The sequence below is a fragment of the Mesorhizobium sp. RSR380A genome (assembly GCF_054719385.1).
Genome location: NZ_JBTTIB010000001.1, coordinates 4,568,650 through 4,594,549, shown reverse-complemented (window position 1 = coordinate 4,594,549; position 25,900 = coordinate 4,568,650). Strand labels below are relative to the sequence as shown.

General features: G+C 63.8%; 26 protein-coding genes and 1 pseudogene. 10 read left to right on the top strand and 17 right to left on the bottom strand.

Translation table 11 applies throughout. The features are described 5' to 3' along the window. Nucleotides 1–106 precede the first annotated feature (106 nt). Nucleotides 107–1,189: a transposase gene (locus ACYG9Z_RS22020; RefSeq protein ID WP_023752993.1), complete on the top strand. Its 1,083-nt coding sequence runs from the start codon at nucleotides 107–109 to the stop codon at nucleotides 1,187–1,189. A 341-nt stretch (nucleotides 1,190–1,530) separates the two neighbouring features. Beyond that, nucleotides 1,531–3,852: a PAS domain-containing sensor histidine kinase gene (locus ACYG9Z_RS22015; RefSeq protein WP_023752737.1), complete on the top strand. Its 2,322-nt coding sequence runs from the start codon at nucleotides 1,531–1,533 to the stop codon at nucleotides 3,850–3,852. A 103-nt stretch (nucleotides 3,853–3,955) separates the two neighbouring features. Here ACYG9Z_RS22015 and ACYG9Z_RS22010 read toward each other — a convergent pair whose 3' ends face one another. From ACYG9Z_RS22010 to ACYG9Z_RS21990, 5 genes are all read right to left on the bottom strand, one after another. Next, a complete protein-coding gene (locus ACYG9Z_RS22010) occupies nucleotides 3,956–4,429 on the bottom strand; it encodes an EF-hand domain-containing protein (protein WP_023705425.1) in 474 nt (157 codons plus the stop codon). Nucleotides 4,430–4,494: 65 nt separating this feature from the next. Continuing rightward, nucleotides 4,495–7,461 carry a bifunctional [glutamine synthetase] adenylyltransferase/[glutamine synthetase]-adenylyl-L-tyrosine phosphorylase gene (locus ACYG9Z_RS22005; protein ID WP_031244204.1) on the bottom strand — a complete coding sequence of 989 codons (2,967 nt, stop codon included), beginning with the start codon at nucleotides 7,459–7,461 and terminating at the stop codon, nucleotides 4,495–4,497. Next, entirely contained in the window at nucleotides 7,461–8,936 is a 1,476-nt protein-coding gene (locus tag ACYG9Z_RS22000; RefSeq protein WP_023752739.1) for a sensor histidine kinase, read from the bottom strand. Before ACYG9Z_RS22000 ends, ACYG9Z_RS22005 begins: the two co-directional genes overlap by 1 nt. Before the next feature lie 107 nt (nucleotides 8,937–9,043). Further along, nucleotides 9,044–9,718, bottom strand: a complete 675-nt coding sequence (locus tag ACYG9Z_RS21995) for a response regulator transcription factor (protein WP_023670185.1) — start codon at nucleotides 9,716–9,718, stop codon at nucleotides 9,044–9,046. A gap of 254 nt (nucleotides 9,719–9,972) precedes the next feature. Further along, nucleotides 9,973–11,526, bottom strand: coding sequence for a Do family serine endopeptidase (locus tag ACYG9Z_RS21990; RefSeq protein ID WP_023752740.1), 1,554 nt, complete (start codon nucleotides 11,524–11,526; stop codon nucleotides 9,973–9,975). A gap of 191 nt (nucleotides 11,527–11,717) precedes the next feature. Here ACYG9Z_RS21990 and ACYG9Z_RS21985 point away from each other — a divergent pair, with 191 nt between their 5' ends. Both ACYG9Z_RS21985 and ACYG9Z_RS21980 read left to right on the top strand, forming a co-directional pair. Further along, nucleotides 11,718–11,987, top strand: coding sequence for a CopG family ribbon-helix-helix protein (locus ACYG9Z_RS21985; RefSeq protein ID WP_023684527.1), 270 nt, complete (start codon nucleotides 11,718–11,720; stop codon nucleotides 11,985–11,987). Beyond that, nucleotides 11,984–12,285 (top strand): annotated as a pseudogene (locus ACYG9Z_RS21980) (type II toxin-antitoxin system RelE/ParE family toxin). The gene ACYG9Z_RS21985 and the pseudogene ACYG9Z_RS21980 overlap by 4 nt, the downstream one beginning before the upstream one ends. On the opposite strand, the gene ACYG9Z_RS21975 reads toward ACYG9Z_RS21980, so the two are convergent. The 8 genes from ACYG9Z_RS21975 to ACYG9Z_RS21940 all read right to left on the bottom strand — a co-directional run bounded on the left by ACYG9Z_RS21975 (nucleotide 12,282) and on the right by ACYG9Z_RS21940 (nucleotide 19,449). Then, entirely contained in the window at nucleotides 12,282–12,746 is a 465-nt protein-coding gene (locus ACYG9Z_RS21975) for a cytochrome c-type biogenesis protein (protein ID WP_023752741.1), read from the bottom strand. The pseudogene ACYG9Z_RS21980 and the gene ACYG9Z_RS21975 sit on opposite strands and share 4 nt — an antisense overlap. Continuing rightward, nucleotides 12,743–14,734, bottom strand: coding sequence for a heme lyase CcmF/NrfE family subunit (locus ACYG9Z_RS21970; RefSeq protein WP_023752742.1), 1,992 nt, complete (start codon nucleotides 14,732–14,734; stop codon nucleotides 12,743–12,745). Before ACYG9Z_RS21970 ends, ACYG9Z_RS21975 begins: the two co-directional genes overlap by 4 nt. After that, a complete protein-coding gene (gene ccmE / locus ACYG9Z_RS21965; RefSeq protein WP_023670179.1) occupies nucleotides 14,734–15,177 on the bottom strand; it encodes a cytochrome c maturation protein CcmE in 444 nt (147 codons plus the stop codon). The genes ACYG9Z_RS21970 and ccmE overlap by 1 nt, the downstream gene beginning before the upstream one ends. 3 nt (nucleotides 15,178–15,180) lie before the next feature. Beyond that, nucleotides 15,181–16,335: a c-type cytochrome biogenesis protein CcmI gene (ccmI, locus tag ACYG9Z_RS21960; protein ID WP_023752743.1), complete on the bottom strand. Its 1,155-nt coding sequence runs from the start codon at nucleotides 16,333–16,335 to the stop codon at nucleotides 15,181–15,183. An 85-nt stretch (nucleotides 16,336–16,420) separates the two neighbouring features. After that, entirely contained in the window at nucleotides 16,421–16,864 is a 444-nt protein-coding gene (locus tag ACYG9Z_RS21955) for a hypothetical protein (protein ID WP_023752744.1), read from the bottom strand. A 174-nt stretch (nucleotides 16,865–17,038) separates the two neighbouring features. Further along, nucleotides 17,039–18,457, bottom strand: coding sequence for an ATP-binding protein (locus ACYG9Z_RS21950; protein ID WP_023692813.1), 1,419 nt, complete (start codon nucleotides 18,455–18,457; stop codon nucleotides 17,039–17,041). Further along, entirely contained in the window at nucleotides 18,441–19,106 is a 666-nt protein-coding gene (locus ACYG9Z_RS21945; protein WP_023670175.1) for a response regulator transcription factor, read from the bottom strand. Before ACYG9Z_RS21945 ends, ACYG9Z_RS21950 begins: the two co-directional genes overlap by 17 nt. An 82-nt stretch (nucleotides 19,107–19,188) precedes the next feature. After that, nucleotides 19,189–19,449: a hypothetical protein gene (locus ACYG9Z_RS21940; protein ID WP_023670174.1), complete on the bottom strand. Its 261-nt coding sequence runs from the start codon at nucleotides 19,447–19,449 to the stop codon at nucleotides 19,189–19,191. A gap of 280 nt (nucleotides 19,450–19,729) precedes the next feature. On the opposite strand from ACYG9Z_RS21940, the gene ACYG9Z_RS21935 reads away from it, so the two are divergent. Then, entirely contained in the window at nucleotides 19,730–20,116 is a 387-nt protein-coding gene (locus tag ACYG9Z_RS21935; protein ID WP_023752745.1) for an ester cyclase, read from the top strand. A 6-nt stretch (nucleotides 20,117–20,122) separates the two neighbouring features. Here ACYG9Z_RS21935 and ACYG9Z_RS21930 read toward each other — a convergent pair whose 3' ends face one another. Then, the gene (locus tag ACYG9Z_RS21930; RefSeq protein ID WP_023670173.1) at nucleotides 20,123–20,530 is read right to left on the bottom strand and encodes a DUF3168 domain-containing protein; all 408 of its coding nucleotides are present in this window, start codon (nucleotides 20,528–20,530) and stop codon (nucleotides 20,123–20,125) included. Nucleotides 20,531–20,747: 217 nt separating this feature from the next. Here ACYG9Z_RS21930 and ACYG9Z_RS21925 point away from each other — a divergent pair, with 217 nt between their 5' ends. Both ACYG9Z_RS21925 and ACYG9Z_RS21920 read left to right on the top strand, forming a co-directional pair. Then, complete coding sequence (locus ACYG9Z_RS21925) at nucleotides 20,748–20,957, top strand: hypothetical protein (RefSeq protein ID WP_023670172.1); 210 nt, start codon at nucleotides 20,748–20,750, stop codon at nucleotides 20,955–20,957. Nucleotides 20,958–20,964: 7 nt separating this feature from the next. Further along, nucleotides 20,965–21,156, top strand: a complete 192-nt coding sequence (locus ACYG9Z_RS21920) for a hypothetical protein (protein ID WP_023670171.1) — start codon at nucleotides 20,965–20,967, stop codon at nucleotides 21,154–21,156. Nucleotides 21,157–21,198: 42 nt separating this feature from the next. Here the strand turns inward: ACYG9Z_RS21920 and ACYG9Z_RS21915 are convergent, their stop codons facing one another. Together ACYG9Z_RS21915 and ACYG9Z_RS21910 are read right to left on the bottom strand one after the other, a co-directional pair. Further along, the gene (locus tag ACYG9Z_RS21915; RefSeq protein ID WP_023670170.1) at nucleotides 21,199–21,465 is read right to left on the bottom strand and encodes a DUF1488 family protein; all 267 of its coding nucleotides are present in this window, start codon (nucleotides 21,463–21,465) and stop codon (nucleotides 21,199–21,201) included. Beyond that, on the bottom strand, nucleotides 21,462–21,725 hold the full coding sequence (locus tag ACYG9Z_RS21910) for a hypothetical protein (protein WP_023670169.1): 264 nt from the start codon (nucleotides 21,723–21,725) through the stop codon (nucleotides 21,462–21,464). Before ACYG9Z_RS21910 ends, ACYG9Z_RS21915 begins: the two co-directional genes overlap by 4 nt. Before the next feature lie 247 nt (nucleotides 21,726–21,972). Between ACYG9Z_RS21910 and ACYG9Z_RS21905 the strand changes: the two genes are divergently transcribed. The 3 genes from ACYG9Z_RS21905 to ACYG9Z_RS21895 all read left to right on the top strand — a co-directional run bounded on the left by ACYG9Z_RS21905 (nucleotide 21,973) and on the right by ACYG9Z_RS21895 (nucleotide 24,329). Next, nucleotides 21,973–22,335 (top strand): co-chaperone GroES, encoded by a 363-nt coding sequence (locus tag ACYG9Z_RS21905; RefSeq protein ID WP_023727642.1) that lies wholly within the window; start codon nucleotides 21,973–21,975, stop codon nucleotides 22,333–22,335. A gap of 64 nt (nucleotides 22,336–22,399) precedes the next feature. Then, nucleotides 22,400–24,028: a chaperonin GroEL gene (groL, locus tag ACYG9Z_RS21900; RefSeq protein WP_023684537.1), complete on the top strand. Its 1,629-nt coding sequence runs from the start codon at nucleotides 22,400–22,402 to the stop codon at nucleotides 24,026–24,028. Nucleotides 24,029–24,164: 136 nt separating this feature from the next. Continuing rightward, nucleotides 24,165–24,329: a hypothetical protein gene (locus tag ACYG9Z_RS21895; RefSeq protein ID WP_023698576.1), complete on the top strand. Its 165-nt coding sequence runs from the start codon at nucleotides 24,165–24,167 to the stop codon at nucleotides 24,327–24,329. 12 nt (nucleotides 24,330–24,341) lie between these two features. Here ACYG9Z_RS21895 and ACYG9Z_RS21890 read toward each other — a convergent pair whose 3' ends face one another. Then, entirely contained in the window at nucleotides 24,342–25,895 is a 1,554-nt protein-coding gene (locus ACYG9Z_RS21890) for a trimethylamine methyltransferase family protein (protein WP_023752746.1), read from the bottom strand. Nucleotides 25,896–25,900 lie beyond the last annotated feature (5 nt).

Below are 25,900 nucleotides of genomic sequence, written 5' to 3'. Positions count from 1 at the left end.
CGCTTCGCCGAGGACCCCACCCGGCCCTTCGGGCCACCCTCCCCTCAAGGGCATAGGCGCTAAGATAGGTATTGCCCTGCGGAATCGGGTGTGATTCTACACTGCGATGACACACGAATCGCTTGTTGATGACGGCTGGGCCGAGACGATTGAGCTTCTGGGCGGCGAAGAGTTGATCGCAGCAAGTGCCCGCGAGACGAAGGCGTTCCTGCGCCCGCGCGGCGTCAGGTCGGCGAGCGACCTGTTGCGCCTGACACTGGCTTACTGCCTTGGCAAGGTTGGCATGCGGGGCGTCGTGGCCTGGGCGGCGGCGAGCGGGATAGCCGACATTTCGGACGTGGCGTTGCTTGGCCGGCTGCGCAATGCAGGACCATGGCTGCAGCAGTTGATTGGGCACCTTTTGAAGCGCGAGGATGCAGGTTTGGCCAAAGGCCGACTGATCCGCATCCTCGATGCGACAGCGGTTGCCAAGGCCGGTGCGTATGAGAAGAAGAACAATGGTCTTTGGCGCATGCACTGCGCCTTTGAGCTTGAGCGCGAGCAGTTCGACTTCATCGAGATCACCGACCAGAGCGAGGCCGAGCTGATCGACCGCGTGCCGGTGGTGGCGGGCGAGATCCGCATCGGTGACCGCGCCTATCTGCAGGCCGAGCGGATCGCCAAGGTGATGGCGCAAGGCGGCGATGTTGTTGTGCGCGCGTCGTGGAAAAACGCGCGATGGCTCGACGCCAACGGCAGGGCGTTCGATCTCATCGGCTACCTGGAGAGCTGCCGGGAGGAAGTCTGCGAAACGCCTGCCCGGCTGGCACTCAAGAAGGGCGAGCCTGTGAAGATGCGCCTGATCGCCTTGCGCAAATCCGAGGCCGCGGCACAAGAAGCGCGGCGCAAAATCAACAAGGAAGCCAGGGCCAAGGGCAACAAGGTTCAACCGCAGACGCTGATTGCGGCCGGCTTCGTCCTGCTTGTGACCTCGCTTGACCGGGAGGAGTTTCCCGCCGATACGGTCCTCAAGCTCTACCGCATGCGCTGGCGCATCGAACTCGCCTTCAAGCGCCTGAAGAGCCTGATCGGGCTGCGCTCTCCTCCCGCCAAAGACCCAAGGATCGCAAGGCCTTGGATCCTTGCACACTTCCTCATCGCGCTCGTGACCGAACCCCTCTCGCAGGAGTTGGGTGTCTCTCCCCCTTGAGCGACGGGCGCCCGCTGCTGTGGCGCGCCACCCGCCAGATCGTCGCCTCTCTGATCGCGACCATCTTTACTCAACCTTCCTTGGCGGCCCTGCGCCAAAATCTCCATGCCTTGCGATATCGCTGGCGCGAACCACCACGAAAGCGCAAGTTTCAGTCCATGCCAAAGCTATCTTAGCGCCTATGCCCTCAAGGGAGGGATTTCAGCGTTATTTCAATCAATTTTTAATGTTTTTCGGCCGCGCCTCTGGACAAGGCGAATCACCTTTGATTCTTTACAGACGATTCGGATGTGCGGTGTTGCCGGATCGTCAAGCGTACGGAAATTCGGGGAGTGCCATTTATGGCCAAGGCGGACGCGTGGGGCGCGCCCGAAGGGACGGCTTTTGAGCGGCGCAAGGCGCGAGGCGACGGCCTCGCCGGCAATACGCGGCTCATCGCTGAACCAGCCTACCGGCGGCTCCTGGCTGCCGAACCCCTTCTGCGCCGTTCGATACCGGCTCTCATCATCATCTTCCTGATCGTCATCGCCGCACTGCGCGTGCTGTCGCTGATGAACGAGCGCGACGAGGCCGAGCGCGACGGCAAGGCGGTGCTGGGTCTCGCCGCCGGCCAGATGGCGAACGCAATCTCGGCCGACCCGACCGCGGCATCCAGCGGTGCAATTGATCTTCTGGAAAGCACGAGCCGCCAGGGCGCCATGGGCAGAAGCCATGTGCTTGTGATCACCGACAGCGCCTTCAAGATCATTGCCGTCTCGCCGCTGTCGACCGGCTGGCAAGGTCGATCGCTGGACAGCCTGGTGCTGGACGGCCAGCCGCTGTTCATGTTCGGCGACCGCGCCGGGGTCATGGATGTCAGCATCGGCGGCCAGGACTGGTACGCGGCGGTGAGCCTGACCCGGGACCGCAAGAACGCCGCCGCCGTGCTGGTGCCGCAGGAAGCAGTGTTCGACAACTGGCGCAAGACCGTCTCGCTCAACGTCACGCTGTTTGTGCTGACAGCCGGCGTGCTGATCATCATCCTCTACGCCTATTTCGGCCAGGCATCGCGCGCCCAGACAGCCGACCGCATCTATCTCGAAGCCCATCAGCGCATCGACATGGCGCTGGTGCGCGGTCGCTGCGGCCTGTGGGACTGGGACATGGTGCGCGGCAAGATGTACTGGTCGCGCTCGATGTACGACATGCTGGGCTACGAGCCCTGCAACTCGATGCTGTCGTTCGGCGAGGTCGACGACATCATCCACCCCGAAGACGGCGACCTGTTCGAGCTCGCCAACAAAATCGTCGAGCGCGAGATCGACCATATCGACCAGGTGTTCCGGATGCGTCACGCCGAGGGCCAGTGGGTGTGGATGCGCGCCAGGGCCCAGGTGATCGACCCGGAAGCGCCTGAGATCCAGCTGATCGGCATTGCCGTCGACGTCACCGAGCAGCGGCATCTGGCGCTGCGCTCGGAGGCGGCCGACCTGCGCCTGCGGACCGCGATCGAAAACATCAACGAATCCTTCGTGCTGTGGGATGCCGCCCAGCGCCTGATCATGTGCAATTCCAAATACCAGAAGGACAACGGCCTGTCAGACCGCGACGTCATGCCGGGCGCTGCGCGCGCCGTGCTTGAAGAGCGCATGCTGGCCTTCGCCTCTGAACGGCGGCTGGCCAACACCAACGGGCCGCAAGGGGGCGCAACCTTCGAGCGGCAGCTCTCCGACGGCCGCTGGCTGCAGGTCAACGAACTGAGGACCCGGGACGGCGGCACGGTCTCCGTCGGCTCCGACATCACCCAGATCAAGCTGCACCAGGAAAAGCTGGTCGACAGCGAGCGCCGGCTGATGGCGACCATCCACGACCTCAGCCTCGCCCGCCGGGCCGAGGAAGAGCGCGCCAAGGAACTGGTCGAGCTCAACCGCGAATATATGAAGGAAACCGAGCGCGCCGAGGCCGCCAATCGGGCCAAATCCGAATTCCTGGCCAACATGTCGCACGAGCTGCGCACGCCGCTCAACGCCATCATCGGGTTCTCCGAACTGATGGAACAAGGCCTGTTCGGGCCGCTCGGTTCGCCGCGCTACGAGGAATATGCCAACGACATCAACGGCAGCGGCAAATATCTGCTGGGCGTCATCAACGACATACTCGACATGTCGAAGATCGAGGCCGGCCAGTTCTCGATGGACCGCGAGGAAATCGATCTCTGCCCGCTGATCCGCGAGACGGTGCGGGTAATCTCGCTGCAGGCGGCGGAGAAATCGATCACGGTCGAAACCCGCATCGCCGATACGATGACGCTGTTCGCCGACCGCCGGGCGATCAAGCAGATCGCCATCAACCTTCTGTCGAATGCGGTGAAGTTCACCGGCCAGGGCGGCCATATCTCGGTGCGCGCCCGCAACACGTCAGGCGCGCTGGTGCTGACCATCGAGGACAATGGCTGCGGCATTCCGAAGGAGGCACTGAGCAAGCTTGGCCGCCCCTTCGAACAGGTGCAGAACCAGTTTTCGAAGAACCACGCCGGTTCCGGCCTCGGCCTTGCCATCTCGCGCTCGCTGGCCGAGTTGCAAGGAGGAGCGCTGAAAATCCGCTCGACCGAAGGCGTCGGCACGATCGTGTCGGTGCGCATCCCGGTGAAGAAGGCGCAACCGGCGGTGAAGGCGGCGGCCTGACGGCCCGCCAATGCGAGCGGTGCTCTCCGCTGCGTTCAAGGACTGGGTAGGCGCGGTCATGTAAGGGCTCCGGCGGCTTTCGCCGCCGGAGACATATCGCCATTCACTCCATGCTGTCGTCGCCGCCGTCCCATTGGTGGTGGCGGCCCATGCGGCCGTTCTTTGGTAGTTCGTTGCGCTCGATCTTGCCGTCATTGTTGCGGTCGAGCATGGCGAACACCTTCTTCTCACGCCCGGTGATGTCGTCCGTGGTCAGCGTGCCGTCGCCCTTGGTGTCGTAGCGGGCGACGATGCGCTTGGCCATTTCCTCGAACCGCGCCTTTTCCAGCGCGTCGGCGAGCTGGGCAACGGTCAGCTTGCCGCCATTGTCGGCGACCAGCTTCTTCAGCCGCGCGTTCATGGCGTCGGAAAACTGGTCGAAGCTGATGGTGCCGTTGGAATCCTTCATCGCCTTGTCGAGGCGCATCATCGCGCCCTCGCGCATTCTGGCGCTGGCATTGTTCTCGGCATAGGCGGTGGTGCCAACGGCGCCGGCAAGCGCGACGAAGGCAAGGGCAAGTCCGGTTGTCTTTCTCATGGGTATTCTCCTGTTGCATCGTCACCCCCGATGCGATCCGAAACAGCCGCCAGCGCTTCACGCCCTCACAACCGTTTCGTACGAAGCAAAAGGTCGAAATCCTTTCTGACCTTTTGCGACGTCTCCTTGAGGTGTGCTTCCAGCACACCGAAATCCGGCAGGTCAGTCACCGCCAGAAGCAGATCCGACAGTCCCGGCGGAACGTCATCGCGTTCGAATGCGCCGGTGAGGCAAAGCCGCGTCATCTGGGTCAGCGCCAGATAGAGCTGGTAGGCTTCGCAAAGCTGCTGCCTGACGTCAGCCTCGGCGAAATCCGGCGACAGATGCGCCAGAATTTCGCCGGTCGCGGTCACCCTGCGGCCGGCTTTGACCTGCCCGGTTATAACCGCCACCTGCGCGATGAATTCGAGGTCGATGAGGCCGCCGGAGATGAGCTTGATGTCCCAGAGATCGCGCGGCGATTTTTCCTTCTCGATCAGCGCGCGCATCTCGGATGCCTCCGCCCTCACCTTGGCGGCGTCGCGCGGCAAGGCCAGAAGTGCCGCCACCTCGGCCTCGACCTCGGCGCAAAGGGCCGCGTCGCCGCCGATGGCGCGCGCCCGGGCCAGCGCCATGTGCTCCCAGGTCCAGGCCTCCTGGCGCTGGTATTTCTTGAAGGCATCGATGTGGGTGGCCACCGGCCCCTTGTTGCCGGATGGCCGCAAGCGCAGGTCGAGCTCGTAGAGAACGCCTTCGGCGGTCGGCGCCGAGACAGCCGCGATCAGCCGCTGCGTCATCCTGGTATAGTAGTGCGATGGTGCGAGCGGCTTGTCGCCGTCGGACTCGTCGGCATTCGCGTCGTGGTCGTAGAGCAGAATGAGGTCGACATCGGAGCCGGCGGTGAGCTCGCGGCTGCCGAGTTTGCCCATGCCGAGCAGCGACACGGTGCCGCCGGCGATGCGGCCATGACGCAGCGCGACTTCGGTGGTCACCGCCTGCAATGCGGCGTCGATGGTGAGGTCGGCGAGATCGGAAAAGGCGCGGCCGGCGCGCGCCGGGTCGATCGAGCCGGCGAGCAGCCTGACACCGATCAGGAATTTCTGCTCGGAGGCAAAGATGCGCAAACGGTCGAGCACGTCCTCATAAGCCCGGTCGCCTTCGATGAAAGCGGCCAACCGCGCTGAGAGATAGGCGCGGTTGGGCAGTTCGGCGAGCAGCGCCGGGTCGAGCAGACCGTCGAAGACATGCGGGCGCCTTGTGATGATTGCCGCCAGCCGAGGCGCGGCGCCCATGATCGTCGCCATTAGTTTCAGCAGGGCGGGATTCGACTGCAGCAGCGAAAACAGCTGGATGCCGGCGGGCAGGCCGGCGAGGAATTCGTCGAAGCGAACCAGCGCCTCGTCGGCCCGGCGCGTCTGGCCGAAGGCTTTGAGCAGCGCCGGCGTCAGTTCGGTCAGCCGCTCGCGCGCTTCCGCAGACTGGGTGACGCGGTAGCGGCCGAAATGCCAGCCTCGAATCACGCGGCAGATGTCGCTTGGCCGCTGGAAGCCAAGGCCGTGCAAGGTCTGCAGCGTGTCGGGATCGTCGACATCGCCGGTGAAGACCAGATTGCCGACGCCGGCCGACAATTCAGGCGCGGTCTCGAACAGCGCGGCGTAATGGCGCTCGACCTCATGCAAAGCCGCGCGAAAGGTTTCGGCAAATCTGGCGGCATCGGCAAAGCCCAGCATATGGGCGATGCGTTCCAGCCCTTCATCATCGTCGGGCAGAATATGCGTCTGCTCGTCGGCGACCATCTGGATGGCGTGTTCGACGCGGCGCAGAAACCAATATTGCTGCGTGAGCGCGTCGCGTGCATCGGCGGTGATCCAGTTGCGCGCCGCCAGCGCACCCAGCATCGGCACCGTCTCGCGGCCGCGCAGCTCCGGAAAACGGCCGCCGGCGATCAGTTGCTGGGTCTGGACGAAGAACTCGATTTCGCGAATGCCGCCGCGGCCGAGCTTGACGTTGTGTCCTTTGACCGCGATCTCGCCATGACCCTTGTGGGCATGGATCTGGCGCTTGATCGAATGAACGTCGGCGATCGCCGCATAGTCCATGTATTTGCGCCAGACATAGGGCTGCAATTCCCGCAGGAACGCGTCCCCGGCATCGAGATCGCCGGCCACGGGACGCGCCTTGATCATGGCGGCGCGCTCCCAGTTCTGGCCGCGCGCCTCATAGTAGCGAAGTGCTGCCTCGACCGGGATCGCCAGCGGCGTCGAGCCTGGATCGGGACGAAGCCTCAAATCGGTGCGGAAGACATAGCCGTGCCCGGTGCGGTCCTGCAGGATGCGGACCAGCCTGCGGGTCAGGCGCGCAAACAGCTCTGTGGCCTCGAGCGGATCGACGATCGCCGGCGCATCCGGATCGAAGAAGACGACGAGGTCGATGTCGGAGGAGAAATTCAGTTCATGCGCGCCAAGCTTGCCCATGCCGAGCACGATCCAGCCGGATTGCCGTGACGGATTTTCGGGATCGGGCAATTTGAGCTTGCCTTGGCTGTGCGCCTCGCGCAGCAGGAAGTCGACCGCCGCACAGGTGCAGGCATCGGCGAGATTGCTGAGGCGCCTTACCGTCAGCGCGGTATCGGCCTCGCCGGAGAGGTCTGCAAGTGCGATCAGGAAGTGAGCTTCACCCTTCCACTGCCTGAGTTCCATCATCAGGCTGGATTCGGAAACGGTCTCGGCAAAGGCGGCCTTGCCGATCGCTTCGGCAATGCTGGTCAGCCTGGCCTCGACACCGTCATCGAACAGCGCGTCGAGGATTTGCGGCCGGCGGCGCGCGACATCGCGGAGGAAGGGCGAGAGATCGAAGACGGCAGCGAGAAACTCCTGTGCGGCGCCCTTGCCCCCTAGGAATTTCGCCAGACGCGGCAGGTTCTCGTCCTTGGCATCGCCAGCGATCTCCGACAGTTCACGCCGGGCGCGGGTCTCATCCAGCGGCGCGAGCTGCGCCGCCAGTTGCAGGCGCCATTCGGTCTCGATCCGTTTCGCAGCCATCCTCACCGCCATCAATGGTCCTCCCGCGCCGGGAAGCTCATGATAACGGACAATCCGGGATTGGCAGGCAGAAGTTCAAGCCGGCCATTGTGAAAAGTCATGATCGCCTTGGCGAGGCTGAGACCAAGGCCTGATCCCGGCTGGGAGCGGCTCTTTTCCAGCCGCACGAAGCGCTCGGTCGCCCTGGCGCGGTCGGCGTCATCGGGGATGCCATGGCCATTGTCGGAAACGGAAAGGCGGATTTCGTGACCGACGCGCTGCAGGGCTACGCGCACGGCAGGCTTTTCCGTCGCATCGGTCGAGTATTTGATGGCGTTGTCGACGATGTTCGACAGTGCCTGGCCGATCAGCTCGCGGTTGCCATCGACGGAAAAAATCCCGTCCGCGGCAGTTTCAAGCACCACGCCAGCCTCCTCCGCCACCGGCTCATAAAGCTCGACAACGTCATGCACCGCTGCGGCGAGATCGACCTTGCTGGTGCTCTCCGAGGAATAGCCGGCCTCCAGCCTGGAGATCATCAGGATGGCGTTGAAGGTTTTTATCAGCTGGTCGGATTCGGCGATGGTGCCTTCCAGCGCCTGCCGGTAGTCGGTGGTCTTGTGCTTGCCCGAAAGTGTCGCCTCGGCGCGGTTGCGCAGTCTGGTCAGCGGCGTCTTCAAATCATGGGCGATGTTATCGGAGACCTGCTTCAGCCCTTCGTTGAGCGTCGCTATCCTGGCCAGCATGGTGTTGAGGTTTTCCGACAGGCGGTCGAACTCATCGCCGGCGCCGGTCACCGGCAGCCGTCCCGTGAGATCGCCGCCCATGATGCGGCGGCTTGCCTCCGAGACGCTGTCGATGCGCTTCAGCGCGGCGCGGCCGACAAGGAACCAGATCAGCAGCCCGCCCAGGCCCATCATGCCCAGCGCCAGCATCAGGGCGCGGCGGACGACGGCGCGGAAGCGCTCGGGCTCGCCGAGATCGCGGCCGACCAGCATGATCATCTGGTTGGGCAGCCGCAGCACCAGCGCGATGGCGTTGTGGCCCTTCTCGCCCTCGGACTGAATTTCGGTCTCGCCGGGCTGCGCGCCATTCGGGTCAGAAGCCTGGTTGCGCTGCCGTTCAAGCTCACCTTCGCCGAAACGGCGATAGGAGAAGGGTTCGGTCGTCCAGCCATCGGTCTCGAGCACCCCCGGTGCCAGGCTCTGCACGTTGCCGGTGAGGATCTGGCCGTTGACATCGGCAATGAGATAGAGGTTGGCGCCGGGCTGGCGCGAGCGCTGCTCGACGACGCGCACCAGCCGCGGCAGGCCGCCGCTCTGATAGGCACGGGCGAGGCCGAGCACCTCGTCATTGATGGTCTGCTGGGTCTGGCCGGTCAGCATGCGGGCCGACAACGACGTCATGTAGAAGACCAGCAACACGGCACATAGCGCGAAAAGCAGGAAATAAAGCGCTGAAAGCCGCGCCGCCGTCGTCCTCATGATGGCCGGCAGGGAAAGGGCCATCGAGTTCTAGCTCATGATGAGATTTGGCTGAAATCTCATCATGACCTACCCCTTTGTTGGAGCATGATCTTCTCCAAAAACCGGTACCTACTTTTTGGGATCATGCTCTAGCCGCTCTTCAGCATATAGCCGGCGCCGCGAACCGTATGCAGGATCGGCTTGTCGAAACCCTTCTCGATCTTGCCACGCAGGCGCGAGACGTGAACGTCGATGACGTTGGTCTGCGGATCGAAATGATAGTCCCAGACATTTTCGAGCAGCATGGTGCGCGTCACCACCTGGCCGGCATGGCGCATCAGATATTCGAGCAGGCGGAATTCGCGCGGCTGCAGCGTGATCTCGCGCGCCGCGCGCTTGACCGAATGGGACAGCCGGTCAAGCTCGAGATCGCCGACCCTGTAGACGGTTTCGGCCTCCCTGGCGCTGGCGCGGCGGTTCAGCACCTCGACGCGGGCGAGCAATTCGGAAAATGCATAGGGCTTGGTCAGATAGTCGTCCCCGCCGGCGCGCAGACCGGTGACGCGGTCATCGACTTCGCCCAGCGCCGACAGGATCAGCACCGGCGTGGTGTTGCCGCGCGAGCGCAGGCCGGCAATGACGGAGAGCCCGTCGCGGCGTGGCATCATGCGATCGACGACCATCACGTCATAGTCGCCGGCATCGGCCAGCGCAAAGCCGGTTTCGCCGTCGCCGGCGACATGGGCGGTGTGCCCAGCCTCGGCAAAGGCCTTCTGCATATAGTCGGCCGCCTCGCGATCGTCTTCTATGACGAGAATCTTCATAGAGCCGTTATACGCGATTTCGCCGGAAGATTGAGGGGCCGCCATGAGCGCAAAAGCTTTCGTTCAAGCATGTCGTTTTGCAAAAACCGCCGTGCACTTTTGGGCGACATGCTTCGATGTTAGAGCGGCAGCGGGCGATGGGGGCCCGCTGCCGCCGGGGGCAGAACACGATGACTGACTAACGCGTTCGGCCCCTTGCTTCCCGTGCGGCGGCTCGGGGGTGTTGAAACCGCCGCACTGGAAACTGTGTGATGTCAGCCTTTGGCGACTGGCAGCGCGACGAAGCGGTTTGAATCGTCGCGGGTGATCTGCATCAGCACCGCCTTGCGGCCGGACTTGACCGCATCGGCCATCGCCTTGGCGACGTCTTCGGTGCCGTTCACCTCCGTCGAATTGACCGAGGTGATGACATCGCCGGGCTGGATGCCGCGGTCGGCGGCATCGCTGTCGGGATCGACATCGGTCACCACCAGGCCCTTGCCGTTTTCCGACTTGGTGACGGTGAGGCCGAGATCGGCCAGCGCGGCGGGCTTTGCCGGTGCCGCGGGCTGCTGCGGGTCGGCCGAGGCCTGCTTGTCAGTGGATGGCAACGTGCCGAGATCGACCTTGATGGTCTGGCTCTTGCCGTCGCGCCACACCGTGACGTCGACCGACTTGCCGGGTGGGTACGCGCCGATCAGACGAGCCAGTTCCTTCGGCGATGCGACGTCCTTGCCTTCGACCTGGGTGATCACGTCACCGGCGGTGATGCCGGCCTTCTTGCCGGGGCCACCGTCCTGGGCGCCCGAAACCAGAGCCCCGTTCTGCGACTTCAGGCCCAGCGATTCGGCGATGTCCGATGTAACCGGCTGGATTTCGACGCCGAGCCAGCCACGCTGCACCGAGCCGCTCTTCATCAGATCCTGCACCACCTGCTTGGCGGTCGAGGCCGGAATGTCGAAGGCGATGCCGACGCTTCCGCCCGACGGCGAGAAGATCGCGGTGTTGATGCCGACGACCTGGCCGTTGAGGTTGAAGGTCGGGCCGCCCGAATTGCCGCGGTTGACCGAAGCGTCGATCTGGATGAAGTCATCATAGGGACCGGCGCCGATATCACGGCCACGGGCCGAGACGATGCCGGCGGTGACGGTGCCGCCGAGGCCGAACGGATTGCCGACGGCCACCACCCAGTCGCCGACGCGAACCTTGGAATCGTCGGCGAAATCGACATAGGTGAACTTGCCGACGCCATCGACCTTGAGCACCGCCAGATCGGTGCGCGGATCGGTGCCGATCAGCTTGGCGTCAAGCTCCTTGCCGTCATTCATCACCACTGTGAAGGCGGAGCCTTCCTCGACGACATGGTTGTTGGTGACGAGATAGCCGTCATCGGAGATGAAGAAGCCAGAACCCTGCGCCACCGGACGCGGCTGGTCGTTGTTATGGTCGCGGTGGCTGAAGCGACGATTGCCGCCGTCATGGCCGTTCTGATCGCCAAAGCCGCGGAATTGCTTGAAGAACTGGCGCAGCTGCGGATTGTCGGGCAGGTTGTTCATGCCGTCCGGATCGTCGGACTGGTCGGAGCCGTCATCGGCGGCAGGCTCGATCTTGGCCTTGACCTTGACGCTGACCACGGCCGGCGAAACGCGCTCGACGACATCGGCAAAGCCCGGCACCTGGGGCGCTTCGACCCGCACGGCGTCGGCCAGAACGGGAGCTGTACCAGTGGCAACGGCGCCGAAACCGATGCCGCCGGCAATGGCCAGCGAAGCGGCGGCGGCCAACAGGCGCTTGCGGGTCCGGGAATATGGGTTGGGGGCGATAGTCATGGGTCTCATATCCTCTTTTCACTGGATGCGGCTCAGGCAGAGCATCCTCGGACAAGAGAAATAGAGAGGCGCACATTACGGCGCCATTTCCGGTGCATGAAAGTTTTGTAATGTTGGGCGGTCGCACAAATCGCTTGGTTGCGCTCGCCTGCTGCCCTATGGCGTACACAACTCAGCACAAGGCTTTCACAATGACAGCAAGCACCACCATGACCATTCGAGTCTCGTCCGAGACCAAGCTGAAGCTGGAGCAGATCGCTACCGATACCAGGCGTAGTAAATCGTTCCTCGCCGCCGAGGCGGTCTCAGCCTATGTCGATCGCGAGCTGGATATCATCGAAGGCATAAAACGTGGCATGGCCGACGCAGAGGCTGGCCGTGTCGTGCCCCACGACGACGCCATGGCGGAGCTCGACGCGGTGATCGAAGCAGCGAAAGCCAGGCGCGCAGGCAAGGCGTGAAGCTGTTCGTCACCTGGTCGCGAAAAGCGCTGGACGATCTCACGCAGCAAGTTGCCTTTATCGCTCAGGACAATCCTGCCGCCGCCCGACGCCTCGCGGACCGTATCCGGGCCGGGGCCTTGGTGATATGGCGACGGGCCGACCTGGCCGGGTAACAGGCACTTATGAGAAGCCCATCGGCCGCCTGCCCTACATCATTGCCTATGAATTGCGCCTGATCGCCGGCCGTCAGAGCATTGTTATCCTGCGCGCCATCCACACGTCGCGGGACTGGCCTTTGGAGGAATGGCCGAGCTAGTCGCTCAGCATCTTGTCCAGCGCCGCCTGTTCCTCGGCGCTCAGCGCCTTGGTTGCCAACGAGCGGCAGGAGCGTGTGGTCAGCACAATGAAAATGCCGCCGACTAGAAGCAGAAGCACCGGCGTGCCCCAAAGCAAGGCGTTGCGCGGGCTGAAGCGCGGCTTCAACAGCACGAACTCGCCGTAGCGCGACACGATATAGTCCATCACCTGCTGGTCGGTATCGCCGGCAACCAGGCGCTGGCGCACCAGGATGCGCAGGTCGCGGGCGAGGTCTGCATCGGATTCGTCGATGGACTGGTTCTGGCAGACCATGCAGCGCAGGCCTTCCGACAGTAGCCGCGCCCTCGCCTCGAGCGCCGGATGGGTGAGAACCTCGTCCGGTTTCACCGCTTGCGCCGCGCCGGCAAACAGCAGCGCCAGAAGCAGGGTGAGCGAGGCCAACGAGAACCTGGTGCTCACGGCGCGCCTGCCGACGGCATGGAGGCTGCCTGCTTGCGGCGGCGCGAGGGTGCGCCAACCCGCAGGCGACGGTCGAGCAGCGACATTGCGGCTCCCGCCATCATCACCAGAGCTCCGCCCCAGATCAGCGTCACCAGCGGCTTCCACCACAGGCGCACCACGACGGATCCATCGGTGCCTTCATCGCCCAGCGACAGATAGAGCTGGCTGAAGCCGATCGTCTCGATGCCGGATTCGGTCGTCGTCGTCTGCCGCACCGGAAAGAAGCGCTTTGCCGAGGTGATTTCGGCTGAAACGCCGCCATCGGCGCCGATCAGGGAAAAGCGGCCGCGCTGCTCGCTGTAGTTCGGACCCTGCGCCGGGAAGAGGCCGTCGAAACGCAGCGTGTGGCCGGAGAGTTCGACGCTCTCGCCGGCATGCATCGACAGTATCCTTTCGGTGCCGAAGCACAGCGTGCCGACAATGCCGAGCGTCGTCAGCCCGAGGCCGAGATGGGCAAGTGCAGTGCCGAACACCGAACGCGGCAGGCCGGCGAAACGGCGCAGCATGATGGCGGGCGACACATTGCCAAAGCCGGACTTGACGGCGAGGTCGGTGAGCGCGCCGCAGACCAGCCAGCAGGCGAGGCCGACACCAAGGGCGGCGAACACCGACGCGCCGTCGATGAACAGCCCGGTGACCAGCATCGCCAGGAGAGCGGCGCCGAAAGCCGCCATCAGGCGCTGGGCGACGGCATAGAGGTCACCGCGCTTCCAGGCGAGCAATGGTCCGAAAGGAACCACGACTAGCAGCGGCACCATCAGTGGGCCGAATGTCAGGTTGAAGAAGGGGGCGCCGACCGAGATCTTGCCGGCCGAAAGCGCCTCGACCGCGAGCGGATAAAGTGTGCCGACCAGCACGGTGGCCGTGGCTGTGGTCAGGAACAGATTGTTGAGGACGAGTGCGCCTTCGCGCGAGATCGGGTGGAACAGGCCGCCGGCCGTCAGCCGCGAGGCGCGCAGCGCAAACAGGGCCAGCGAGCCGCCGATGAACAGCGTCAAAATGCACAGGATGAAGATGCCGCGGGTCGGATCGGTGGCGAAAGCATGCACCGAGGTCAGCACGCCGGAGCGCACCAGGAAGGTGCCGAGCAGCGACAGCGAGAAGGTGAGGATGGCAAGCAGCAGCGTCCAGATCTTGAGCGCCGAACGCTTCTCCATGACGATCGCCGAATGCAGAAGAGCCGTGCCGGCCAGCCACGGCATAAAGGAGGCGTTTTCGACCGGATCCCAGAACCAGAAGCCGCCCCAGCCGAGCTCGTAATAGGCCCAGTAGGAGCCCATCGCGATGCCGCCGGTGAGGAACATCCAGGCGACCAGCGTCCACGGCCGCACCCAGCGCGCCCAGGAGGCATCGATGCGGCCTTCGATGAGGGCGGCGACCGAGAAGGAAAAGCAGATAGAAAACCCGACATAGCCGAGATAGAGCAGCGGCGGATGGATGGCGAGGCCGAGATCCTGCAGGACCGGGTTGAGATCGCGGCCCTCGATCGGTGCCGGATTGAGCCGGGTGAACGGATTGGATGTCGTCAGGATGAACAGGAAGAAGGTGGCGCCGATAGCCCCCTGCACGGCCAGCACATTGGCGCGCAGCGTCGCCGGAAGGTTGGAGCCGAAGACAGCGACCAGCGCACCGAAGAAGGTCAGGATCAGCACCCAGAGCAGCATCGAGCCTTCGTGATTGCCCCAGGTTCCGGTGATCTTGTAGATCAGCGGCTGCAGCGAATGCGAGTTTTCCCACACGCTCGCCACCGAGAAATCGGAACTTGCATAGGCGCCGGCGAGTGCTGCGAACGACAGCGCCGTGAGCGCGAAGCCTGTGACCGTGACGGGACCGCCGACAGCCATCAGCCTCTGGTTGCCGGTACGGGCGCCGATCAGCGGCACCAGCGTCTGCACCAGCGACAGCACAAAGGCGAGGACGAGCGCGAAGTGTCCGGTCTCAACCATTACTGGCTCTTGCTCTCTTGCCACACGCCCTTGGCCTTCAGCCCGTCAGCGACTTCCTTGGGCATGTAGCGCTCGTCATGCTTGGCCAGCACGCTGTCGGCGACGAAAACGCCGTCGGCGCCAAAGCTGCCTTCGGTGATGACGCCCTGCTCCTCGCGGAACAGATCGGGCAGGATGCCGGTATAGCTGACCTTGACCGATTTGTGCGTGTCGGTGACCGAGAACGCAACCGTCGCGCCCTGCCCGCGCACGACCGTGCCCTTTTCGACGAGGCCGCCGAGCCTGATGCGCTGTCCCGGCTGCAAGCTGGCGGTGGTCAGATCGGCGGGCATATAGAAATAGGAGGCCTTCTGGCCCAACGCATAGAAGGTCAGCCCGGTGGCGGCGCCGAGGAAGGCAAGACCTCCGACAATCACCGACAATCGCTTCTGCTTGCGCGTCATGTCCTACTCCGTCGCCGTCAGGCCGAGCGAGGCGGCAAAGGCGGTGAATTTCTTCGCTTCCTCACTGTCGGCGCCAAACACGGCGATACCGCGATGCAGCGCGTCGCGCGCCTGGTCAGCCTTGCCCAGCACAACATAGGAACGAATGAGCCGCATCCATCCTTCCGTGTCGCGCGGATTTTGCCGCAATTTTTCGTCGAGGCCGGCGACCATGGTTTCGATCATGGCCTGCCTGTCCCGCGGCGCCATCGACGAGGCGGCATCGACGGCTGCGGCGTCGGGGCCTTTGGCGGGCTCTCCTGACGCGACGCTGCGGTTGGCGGCCTCGGCCAGTGCCTGTTGGACAGCTCCGCGCCATGGCGAATCCTGCGGCAGGGAATCGAGCATTTTCTGCCAAGCCGTGGTTGCCTCGGGTATGCGGCCTTCCTGGGCCAGCGCCATCGCCAAATAGAACGAGGCTTTCGCGTTTCCCGGGTCGAGTTTTAGCGCCTGTTCGAAAGCGGATTGCGCATGGGCCGAAACGATGCCGCCGGCCGCATTGGCAATCGCTTCGCCGAGGCCGGCCTCGCGGGCGGCCGTGTCGCCATCGAGGCGGATGGCATTGCGATAGGCGGTCACGGCATCGGGAAAGCGCAGCAGGCGCAGATAGATCGGGGCGAGCACGTCCCAGCCGCGTCCATCGCCAGGGTTGGCGGCAAGATGAGCCTCGGCGCGCGCCACCAACTCGTCGACCGAACTATCGGCCGGATTCTTGGCCAGCCGTTCGGCAAGCGGCTGCGACGGCAGATCCGGCGAGCCGAGCTGGCTGTAAAGGCCCCAGCTGAGCAGAGGGACCGCCAGTACCGCAGCCGTTGCCACCAGCCTTGCCGCCTTTGACGGCTGCCGCGTGCCAGGCGCATCGGCTTGACCGACATTGGCTTGACCAACATCTCCCAGGCGAAGGATGCGGCGGGCGATTTCGGCGCGCGCCTCCTCGGCTTCCGCCGGCTGGATCAGCCCGCGCGCGGCGTCACGCTCAAGCTCGGCCAGTTGGTCGCGATAGACTTCGAGGTCGTGGTCGCTGCTGGTCGGAGCGTCCTTGCCGCCACTGGTCAGCGGCAGCAGCACCGTCAGGCTTGCGCCTAGCGTGAGGATTGCGGCTATGACCCAGAACAGCATGGTTCTTCCAATAGAGCGAGAGCCCTGCTCTCACAACATGAGGGTGCTGCGACGCTTTGACGGGATTCCGACCCCGGCCCAATGTTCAGGTCAGCGGCGTCCAGCTGCCGTCGGCGTTGCGGCATGCGGTGCCCCGCGCGGTCTGGCCGGCCGTGCCGGTAAACACCGTATGGGTGTACTGGCGGCAATCCTGCGAGCCGACGCGGTAGGGCTGGGCCGCGACGACTTCGCCGGAATGGGCCGAACTGTCGCCCTTCCAGGTCACCTTCTGGCCGCTCGCGGTATATTCGAGCGCCTTGTACTCCGCCTCGAGCGCCTTGCGCTTCTCGGTGCTGGTCAGGCCGCTGCCGATCGACCCGCCGACGAGCCCGCCAGCCATGGCCGAGATGATCGTCGTCGCGACCTTGGCACCCGAGGGAGGTGACGCGGGCGGATTGGTGATGGAGATATCCGGGCCACTGCCCTTGCCCAGCGTTCCGCAGCCGGAAAGAGCGAGCAGTGCGGAAACGAGCGCAACGCGAATCTTCATGCCAACAACCGGTTTTCTTGAACGGGATGCGCTGGGGGCCGCGTCATCGGGGGCGTCAGGACGTCATACTATTGACATTTGTCGGAAATTTGGCCGTTTTTAACGGCTTTTGTGCAATCGAGGGGCCGCCATAACACAGGCATTCGGCCGTGTCGATTGGCCCTGGGCAGTACATCATTGCAAGCTCCGCAAGCGCACAACCGCCTTCAGCCCGCCCATCGTGGAGCGTTCCAGCGCCAGCGCCCCGCCATACTCGTTGACGAGGTCGGCAACGATGGCAAGTCCGAGCCCGGTTCCCGGCTTTGTCTCGTCGAGGCGCCGGCCGCGTTTCAAGACATCGCGGGCCTTGTCCTCGGGGATGCCGGGACCGTCATCCTCGATCGATAGCTCGAACAGGCCGGCTGCGGCCGGCGTGACGGATACGGCAACAGTGCTCTTCGCCCATTTCATCGCATTGTCGAGAAGGTTGCCGAGCAGTTCCTCCAAATCCTCGCGCTCGCCAGCAAAGACGATGTCGGCCGCCAGCAGCGTAAGCGACAGGCTGACATCAGGCTTGAGTTTTTGCAGCACGCGCACCATGCGCTGCACCAGCGGCGTCACCGGCGTGCGGTAGACGACGCTGTCGCGCTGCGCCGCGACCCGTGCCCGCTGCAGGTAGTGGTCGACCTGTTTCTGCATCGACGCCGCCTGGTCGGCGATGAGCTGGCCCTTGGCGCCGCCTAGAGCCCGGCCCTCATTGATCAGCACGGCGAGCGGCGTCTTCAGCGAATGGGCAAGGTTGCCGACCTGCGTACGCGAGCGCTCGACGATGCGCTTGTTGTTTTCGATCAGCGCATTGGTTTCGTTGGCGAGCGGCTCGATCTCGGCGGGAAACCGGCCATCGAGCCGCTGCGCCGTGCCTTCGCGCACCTGGGCAAGCGCGTTGCGAACCCGGCGCAAGGGCTGGAGGCCGAGCAGGATAGCGATCGCATTGATGGCGATCATGCCGACGCCGAACAGGCTGAGATAGGTCAACAGGCGGCCCTGGAAGGTGGCGATCTCGTGCTCGAGCTCGGTCTTGTTGCCCATCACGCGGAAGCGCGCGGCGCGGTTCTTGGCATCGAGGACGAATTCGCTTTCGAACACTTGCAGTTCCTCGTCACCGATGCCGTCGGTGGAATAGCTGCGCTGGAAACTGGAATTGAAAGGCACCTCGGCAACGGTCGGCGACGGGATCGTCGTGGTCATCGAGGACGAATGAAGGTTGCCGTGCACGCCTTCGGAAGCCGGCTCCACCGACCAGTACCAGCCCGAATTCGGCTCCGAGAAGCGCAGGTCGCCAAGGTCGGGAGCGCCGGTGAGCTGGCCGGTTTCGGAAACGCCGACGGAGCCGATCAAATTGAACAGATGCGCCGACAGCAGGCTGTCGAAGCCGCGCTCGCTGGCCTGGCGGTAGAGCGTGGTGATCAGAGTGAAGATGACGATCAGGGTGAGGATCGCCCAGATCGTGGAAAAGCCGATGACGCGGAAGGCCAGCGAGCGAGGCCAGAGCCGCGCCGAAAAAGGCTTCCTTGCTGGTATGGGGAGCGGTTCCGCCTTACGCCTCCGGCTCACGCATGCGATAGCCCATGCCGCGCACGGTTTCGATCATGTCGATGCCCATCTTCTTGCGCAGCCGGCCGACAAAGACCTCGATGGTGTTGGAATCGCGGTCGAAATCCTGGTCGTAGAGATGCTCGACCAGCTCGGTGCGCGACACCACCTCGCCCATATGGTGCATTAGATACGCCAGCAGGCGGAACTCATGCGAGGTCAGCTTCAGCGGCACGCCGTTGACATCGGCCTTGGAGGCCTTGGTGTCGAGGCGCAGCGGCCCGCAAGTGAGCTCGGACGAGGCATGGCCGGCGGCGCGGCGGATCAGCGCCCTCACCCTGGCCAGCACCTCCTCGATGTGGAACGGCTTGGTGACATAGTCGTCGGCGCCGGCATCGATGCCCGACACCTTGTCGCTCCAGCGGTCGCGCGCTGTCAGGATCAGCACCGGCATCTTGCGGCCGTTGCGGCGCCAGCGCTCGACGACGCTGATGCCGTCCATCTGCGGCAGGCCTATGTCGAGCACGACGGCATCGTAGGGCTCGGTGTCGCCGAGGAAATGCCCCTCCTCGCCGTCATAGGAGCGGTCGACCACATAGCCGGCATCGACCAGCGCGTCGGCCAGCTGCCGGTTGAGATCCTTGTCATCTTCGACGACGAGTACGCGCATGATCGGTCAGGCCTGTTGATGTGTCAGATATAGGCCGATTCCGGTGGTCTGGGAAACGAGCCCTGCAAGGGGGAAGATTGGATCAGTTCGCCGGGACGACGATCTCGGAGCGGCGCGGACGCTGGCCGTCCTTGCCCGGCACAAGCACGACGATGACGCAGACCTCCTGGCCGCCACGCGTCGTCTGCGAAGCCTTGGCCAGCGTGCCGCCATTCTGCTCGGCAACCTGCTGGCCGATCGCGTAGCAATCCGCCGCGGCTGCCGGCGTCGCTTGCGACGCCAACAGGCCGGCCGCTGTGAGCGCCAGTATCGCGGTTCTGACATGAGAGCGAAGCGTTTTCATGGTCGGCGTTGTAACGCAACTGTGCTGAACGTGAAATGAACGGTGAACGGGTGAAAATCCATCCCCGCAATACCCCCTGCGCGCGCAACGAATGAATGCGATCCTACCGCCCAGTCCCTCAGACCGGGCAATGGATTCATAACCGGAAAACCGGCTGCGCGGCTATGGTGTTTGCGCGCAGGTTCTCAATTCGCAGCCAGATTGGGAACAGGTCAAGGCGAGACCATTCTGAAGGGCCGCCCTAAATAGCGCGGGAAACGCCAAATCATCGGAGTGCGCCATGACGGATAAAGACCTTGCCGACCTTTACCGGGGCTATATCGCTTGCCTGAATGCCCAGGACTGGGCGAAACTTGGAGACTTTGTCGGCGACGAGGTGCAGCACAATGGCGAATTGCTCGGCCTGTCGGGTTATCGCCGTATGCTCGAAGGCGATTTCGAGGCGATTCCCGACCTCCGCTTCAACATCGAACTGCTGGTCTGCCAGCCGCCGCGCGTGGCGGCGCGCCTGCATTTCGACTGTCATCCCAAGGGCGTGCTGTTCGGCCTGCCGGTGAACGGCAAGCGCGTGTCGTTCGCTGAGAATGTTTTCTACGAATTCGGAGAGGGTCGCATCCGCGAGGTGTGGTCAGTCATCGACAAGGCCGAGATCCAGGCGCAGATCTAGGTTGCTTCAATCACTTTGTTCGGTGAGAGCGCGTATCCGCAGCACCCCGTGGTAGAGCGCCAGGTCCTCGTCGTAGCGGGCCTCGGCGAACTCCAGCGACAGGCGGGTCTGGTCGCGCGAGCCGGTGGCGAAAGCGGCGCCGTCAAGGCGCGCCCGGATGCTGTCCATAATCAGACGCGTCTCGGCCTCGCCTTGCGCCTTCGACCAGACATGCAGCGTGATGAGCTGGTCGTCATCATTGTCGGCGCCGGTGTCCAGATCGAATGCGCTGGTCCTGCCATAGGTCACATAAGGGAAGGCGGCACTGTCGGCCGCCTGCTCGCGCAACCCGGCGCCGCCGAGCAGCGCCGTCAGCGAGGCATCGCTCTTCAATCTCATGAACAAGGCTTGCAGCAAATCGCCGGGCGCCGTCATCGTCGTCTCCGTTCGCCTGTCACGCTTTGAACAACCTCAGTTTCGCGCGCAACCTAACCGCGTTGCACGGATTGCGCCAGATGACGATCCGCCTGATGGAAGGCGGCGAATCGGGCGGCATGGCCCTTTCACGGACCGGGTTCTATTTGGCATGCGGGGAGTTTCAAGAAGGGTGTTATGAGGAGCCCTGTTTTCTCCGGCAATTCGAGGTCATTTCATGCGAACGCCACCGCTGCTGCCGGCCTTTGGAAAGCTTGGCGTCAAGCCCCCGGTCGCGATTGCGGCAGCACCCGCCCTGTCGAAGAGGACCGTGGCCCTGCGCATGCGCGAGATACTTTCAATGCATGGCGGCCTGGCCTTGAAGCTGTCGGTGGTGGCCTGGACAATCCTGATCCTGGCGGCGGCATTTTTCATGTCAAGGGCCTGATGCCGATATGGCAAACCGCTACGCGTTGCGCATGGACGAGCCCGAGAGCTGGACTATCTTCGACATCTTCACCGGCCAGCCTGTCGAGCTTAAGCAACAGGTAATGGTGGCCATGAATTTGCGCGATGCGGAAGCGATGGCCGACCGCCTGAACAGCCGGGACGTCAAGCGGCGGGCAAAAGCCGACCGCAAGTCCTGACGCACGCTGATCTCAGCCACTCTGATGCAAGACGAACGCGCGCTAGCCGAAATCCGCCGCTGTGAGCACATAAATGCTCTTGCGGGTGCGGGCGTAGGCCTTGCTGGCAATGTCATGGATGGAGCTGGACGCGGTATCGAAGGCCGCCAGATAGGTGGCTTCCGCGGTCGCCGTCCCTGATGGCGCCTTCGAGAGGGCATCGGCGGCGACAGAGAAGGAAATCTGGAACATGCCGTCATGGCCGACAAAGCGGATGCGCTTGCCGGCCTCGTCATAGAAGCGGCTTGGATTGGGGAATGTCAGGCTCATGACGTGCCCCCCTTCGGGGCGGCGGCGGCTTTCTTGACGGTAGCCCGCTTCTTCTTCGGTGTCGGGTTCAAGGCTTCCGCGACGCGGTCGGCCTCTTCCTTGGCCAGGCGCAATTCCCTGAGCCTTGCCGTCTTGATCTCCCTGGCCCTCGCTTCGGACATGTAGTCGGAGGTTGCCTTGTTGCGCTCGGCCGTCTTCTTCTGCTTGTCCATGAAGCGGGCTTCAGCTTTTTCCATGATGCTCTGATTGCCTTCGGCCATCGCCTAAATCTCCTTCGTGCCTGAAATTGTGAAATCGAACTTACGATATAAATAGTCACTTTTGCCTCGAAATTCAATTTTTTGAAATATCTAGGCGCCTCGCGACGTTTCGAACCCTGCAGACATCATAATACTTTTTAATATTTAATTTTGGCCACGAATAATTTTTGGCACTCCTATCTATCGAGTGCCAACACGCCTATAAGAACGGCGCGGTCGCCTATGCCGGCCCCAGAAAGAAGTTCTCATGAAGTTTCGGCCACTCCACGACCGCGTCGTCATCCGGCGCGCCGAAGGCGATGTCAAATCCAAGGGCGGCATCATCATTCCCGACAATGCCAAGGAAAAGCCGCAGGAAGGCGAAGTCATCGCCGTTGGGCCGGGCGCACGCGACGAAAACGGCGCGCTTGTTCCGCTCGACGTCAAGGCCGGCGACTTCATCCTGTTCGGCAAATGGTCGGGCACCGAGGTCAAGATCGACGGCGAGGACCTGCTGATCATGAAGGAAGCCGACATTATGGGCGTCATCGGCAAGAGCGAGACGGCCGCTATCGGCAAGAGCGGGACGGTCGTCACCGAGAAGAGCGTCAAAGCCAAGAAGGCTGCCTGACCGGCCTGGCTTTGCCAGGCTCCGGCGAGCCGCTTGCTTCACCACACCAACGGGATTGAAAAAAATGTCTGCCAAGGAAATCAAATTCGCCACCGACGCGCGCGACCGCATGCTGCGCGGCGTCGAGATCCTCACCAATGCGGTGAAGGTCACGCTCGGCCCCAAGGGCCGCAACGTCATCATCGACAAGGCCTATGGCGCGCCGCGCATCACCAAGGACGGTGTGACGGTGGCCAAGGAAATCGAGCTTGCTGACAAGTTCGAGAACATGGGCGCGCAGATGGTGCGCGAAGTGGCTTCGAAGACCAACGACCTCGCCGGTGACGGCACCACCACCGCCACGGTGCTGGCCGCATCGATCCTGCGCGAAGGCGCCAAGCTGGTTGCCGCGGGCATGAACCCGATGGACCTCAAGCGTGGCATCGACCAGGCTGTCGCCGCCGTGGTCAAGGACATCAAGGCGAAGGCCAAGAAGGTCAAGTCGTCGGCCGAGATCGCGCAGGTCGGCACCATCGCCGCCAATGGCGATGCCAGCGTCGGCGCCATGATCGCCAAGGCGATGGACAAGGTCGGCAATGACGGCGTCATCACCGTCGAGGAGGCCAAGACCGCCGACACCGAACTCGACGTCGTCGAAGGCATGCAGTTCGACCGCGGCTATCTCTCACCCTATTTCGTCACCAATGCCGACAAGATGCGCGTCGAACTGGAAGAGCCTTACGTGCTCATCCACGAGAAGAAGCTCGGCAATCTGCAGGCGATGCTGCCGATCCTCGAAGCAGTGGTGCAGAGCGGCAGGCCGTTGCTGATCATCTCGGAAGACGTCGAAGGCGAAGCACTGGCGACGCTGGTCGTCAACAAGCTGCGCGGCGGCCTCAAGGTCGCGGCCGTCAAGGCGCCGGGCTTCGGCGATCGCCGCAAGGCGATGCTGGAAGACATCGCCGTGCTGACATCGGGCCAGATGATTTCCGAGGATCTCGGCATCAAGCTCGAAAACGTCACCATCGAGATGCTTGGCCGCGCCAAGCGCGTACTGATCGAGAAGGACACCACCACGATCATCGACGGCGCCGGCACCAAGGCGACCATCCAGGCGCGCATCGCGCAGATCAAGGGCCAGATCGAGGAGACCACGTCCGACTACGACAAGGAGAAGCTGCAGGAGCGGCTGGCCAAGCTCGCCGGCGGCGTCGCCGTGATCCGCGTCGGCGGCGTCACCGAGTCTGAAGTGAAGGAAAAGAAGGACCGCATCGACGACGCGCTGAATGCGACGCGCGCGGCGGTGGAAGAAGGCATCGTGCCCGGCGGTGGCGTGGCGCTTCTGCGCGCAAGATCGGCTCTGGCCGGCCTGACCGGCGCCAATGACGATGTGACCGCCGGCATTTCGATCGTGCTCAGGGCGCTGGAAGCGCCGATCCGCCAGATCGCCGAGAATTCCGGTGTCGAAGGCTCGATCGTCGTCGGCAGGCTGTCCGACAGCAAGGACCACAATCAGGGCTTTGATGCCCAGAACGAGGTCTATGTCGACATGATCAAGGCGGGCATCGTCGATCCGGCGAAAGTGGTGCGCACCGCACTGCAGGATGCCGGCTCGATTGCAGCGCTTCTGATCACCGCCGAAGCGATGATCACCGACGTTCCGGCCAAGGATGCGGCGCCTGCGGGCGGCGGTGGCGGCATGGGCGGCTACTGACCATCGCCCGAAAATTGCCCGCCTGGGAATCTGGGCGGGCATAAATCAGAACAGGCTGCCGGGGACATTTCCCCGGCGAGCCAGGAATTTCCGTCAGTCAGTCAAGACCAGTCAGCAACGACAGGGAGATCGACAGATGATCACATTTGCCCCGAAGCCAAACGCTGTATCCGCGACCAAGCCGGCGGAGGAGAGCCGCTTCGATCGCATCCGCCGGATCGCCGCCGACAAGCACACGCAGGCCGATGCCGGGCCGATTGGCCGCGAGCCGTCGAAGACCGGCGACAAGCGGCCGATGTGACGGCTGCCAACCTCACGACATCGGCAACGCTCCGCCCTCTTCGGTGCGGCGGGCAATGAACTCGTCGAGCACATCGGATGTGGCAACGGCCGACGCCGGCGGCTGGAACTCGGCCAGCGTCCGCTTCCAGATGCCGGTGGCGCGCTCGGTGGCCGACTTCGAACCGGACTGCGTCCAGCTGCCGAAATTCGACCAGTCGGCGACCAGCGGCTCGTAGAAGGCGGTGCGGTAGCGCGTCATGGTGTGGCCGGCGGAGAAGAAATGCCCGCCCGGCTGGACTTCGGCGATCGCCTCGAAGCCGATAGAATCCTCGTCGCCGGGGGTCCTAGCGCAGAGTTCGGCAACCGTCTGCAATGCCTCGACATCGGTGATCAGCTTCTCGTAGGAGACGCTGAGGCCACCCTCCAGCCAGCCCGCGGCATGGATGCAGACGGTGGCGCCGGCAAGCACCGAGCCCCACAGCGCGAACTGCGTCTCGTGCGCCGCCTGCACATCGGAAATGTTGGCCGCACTGCCGCCGCCGGACCGCCAAGGCAGGCCGGTGAAGCGGGCCAGCTGACCGGCGCCCAGCGTCGCCTTGACGTGCTCGGGCGTGCCGAAGGCCGGTGCGCCGGACTTCATGTCGACATTGGAGGAGAAGGATCCGTAAACCACCGGTGCGCCCGGCCGCACCATCTGCGCCAGCGCGAGACCAGCCAGCGCCTCGGCATGCTGCAGCGTCAATGCGCCGGCGACGGTGATCGGCGCCATGGCGCCGGCCAGGCAGAAGGGCGTGATGATGGACACCTGGCCGGCCTTGGCGAAGTCGATGATGCCCTGCGCCATCGGGATATCGAGCTGGCGCGGCGAATTGGTGTTGATGACGGTATAGCAATGGACGCCGGCAAGGAACTCGTCCTGCGAGAGGCCGCGCGCCAACCGGATCATCTCGAACCCGTCCTCGACCTGCGGCGTGCCACGGGCGAAGACGAAGGGAAACTTGTCCGACAGGGTCAGCTGCGCACGGTTGACGGCATAGTGGCGCAAATGGTTGTCGACATCCTGCGGCTCGATCCAGGGGCCGAGCATATGCAGCACATCGAAATTCTGAACAAGCTTGGTCAGTTCTTCGAAAGCGGCGAGCGTGCCCGGACGCCGTCCGCGTTCGAGATCGGTGACGTTGGGCGCCCCGGCCCCGGCGAGGAACGTCATCGAGCCGAGCTCCAGCATGAGATCGCGGCTACGGTTGCCCGCCAGCGCCCGGATGGATTTCGGCGCCGAGGCCAGTGCGGCGGTGACGATATCGCGGCCGATGCGCACCATCTGGCTGTCCTCATCGACCAGCGCACCGGCTTTGGCGTAGATCGCCCGTGCCTCCGGCGGCAGCACCTTGATGCCGAGCTCTTCCAGCACGCGCAACGCCGTGCCGTGGATGGCCGCGACCTGGTCGTCCGAAAACACCGGCTGCGGCAGGAACGGGTTTTTGAGCGAGCGATAGTTCGGGTGGCGGCTTGACCCGCTGCCGGCCACGCCGGTGTGCCCGCGCCGGCGCTCGCGCCTGGTCTCCCTTATGATGTCATCGACCATGGCCA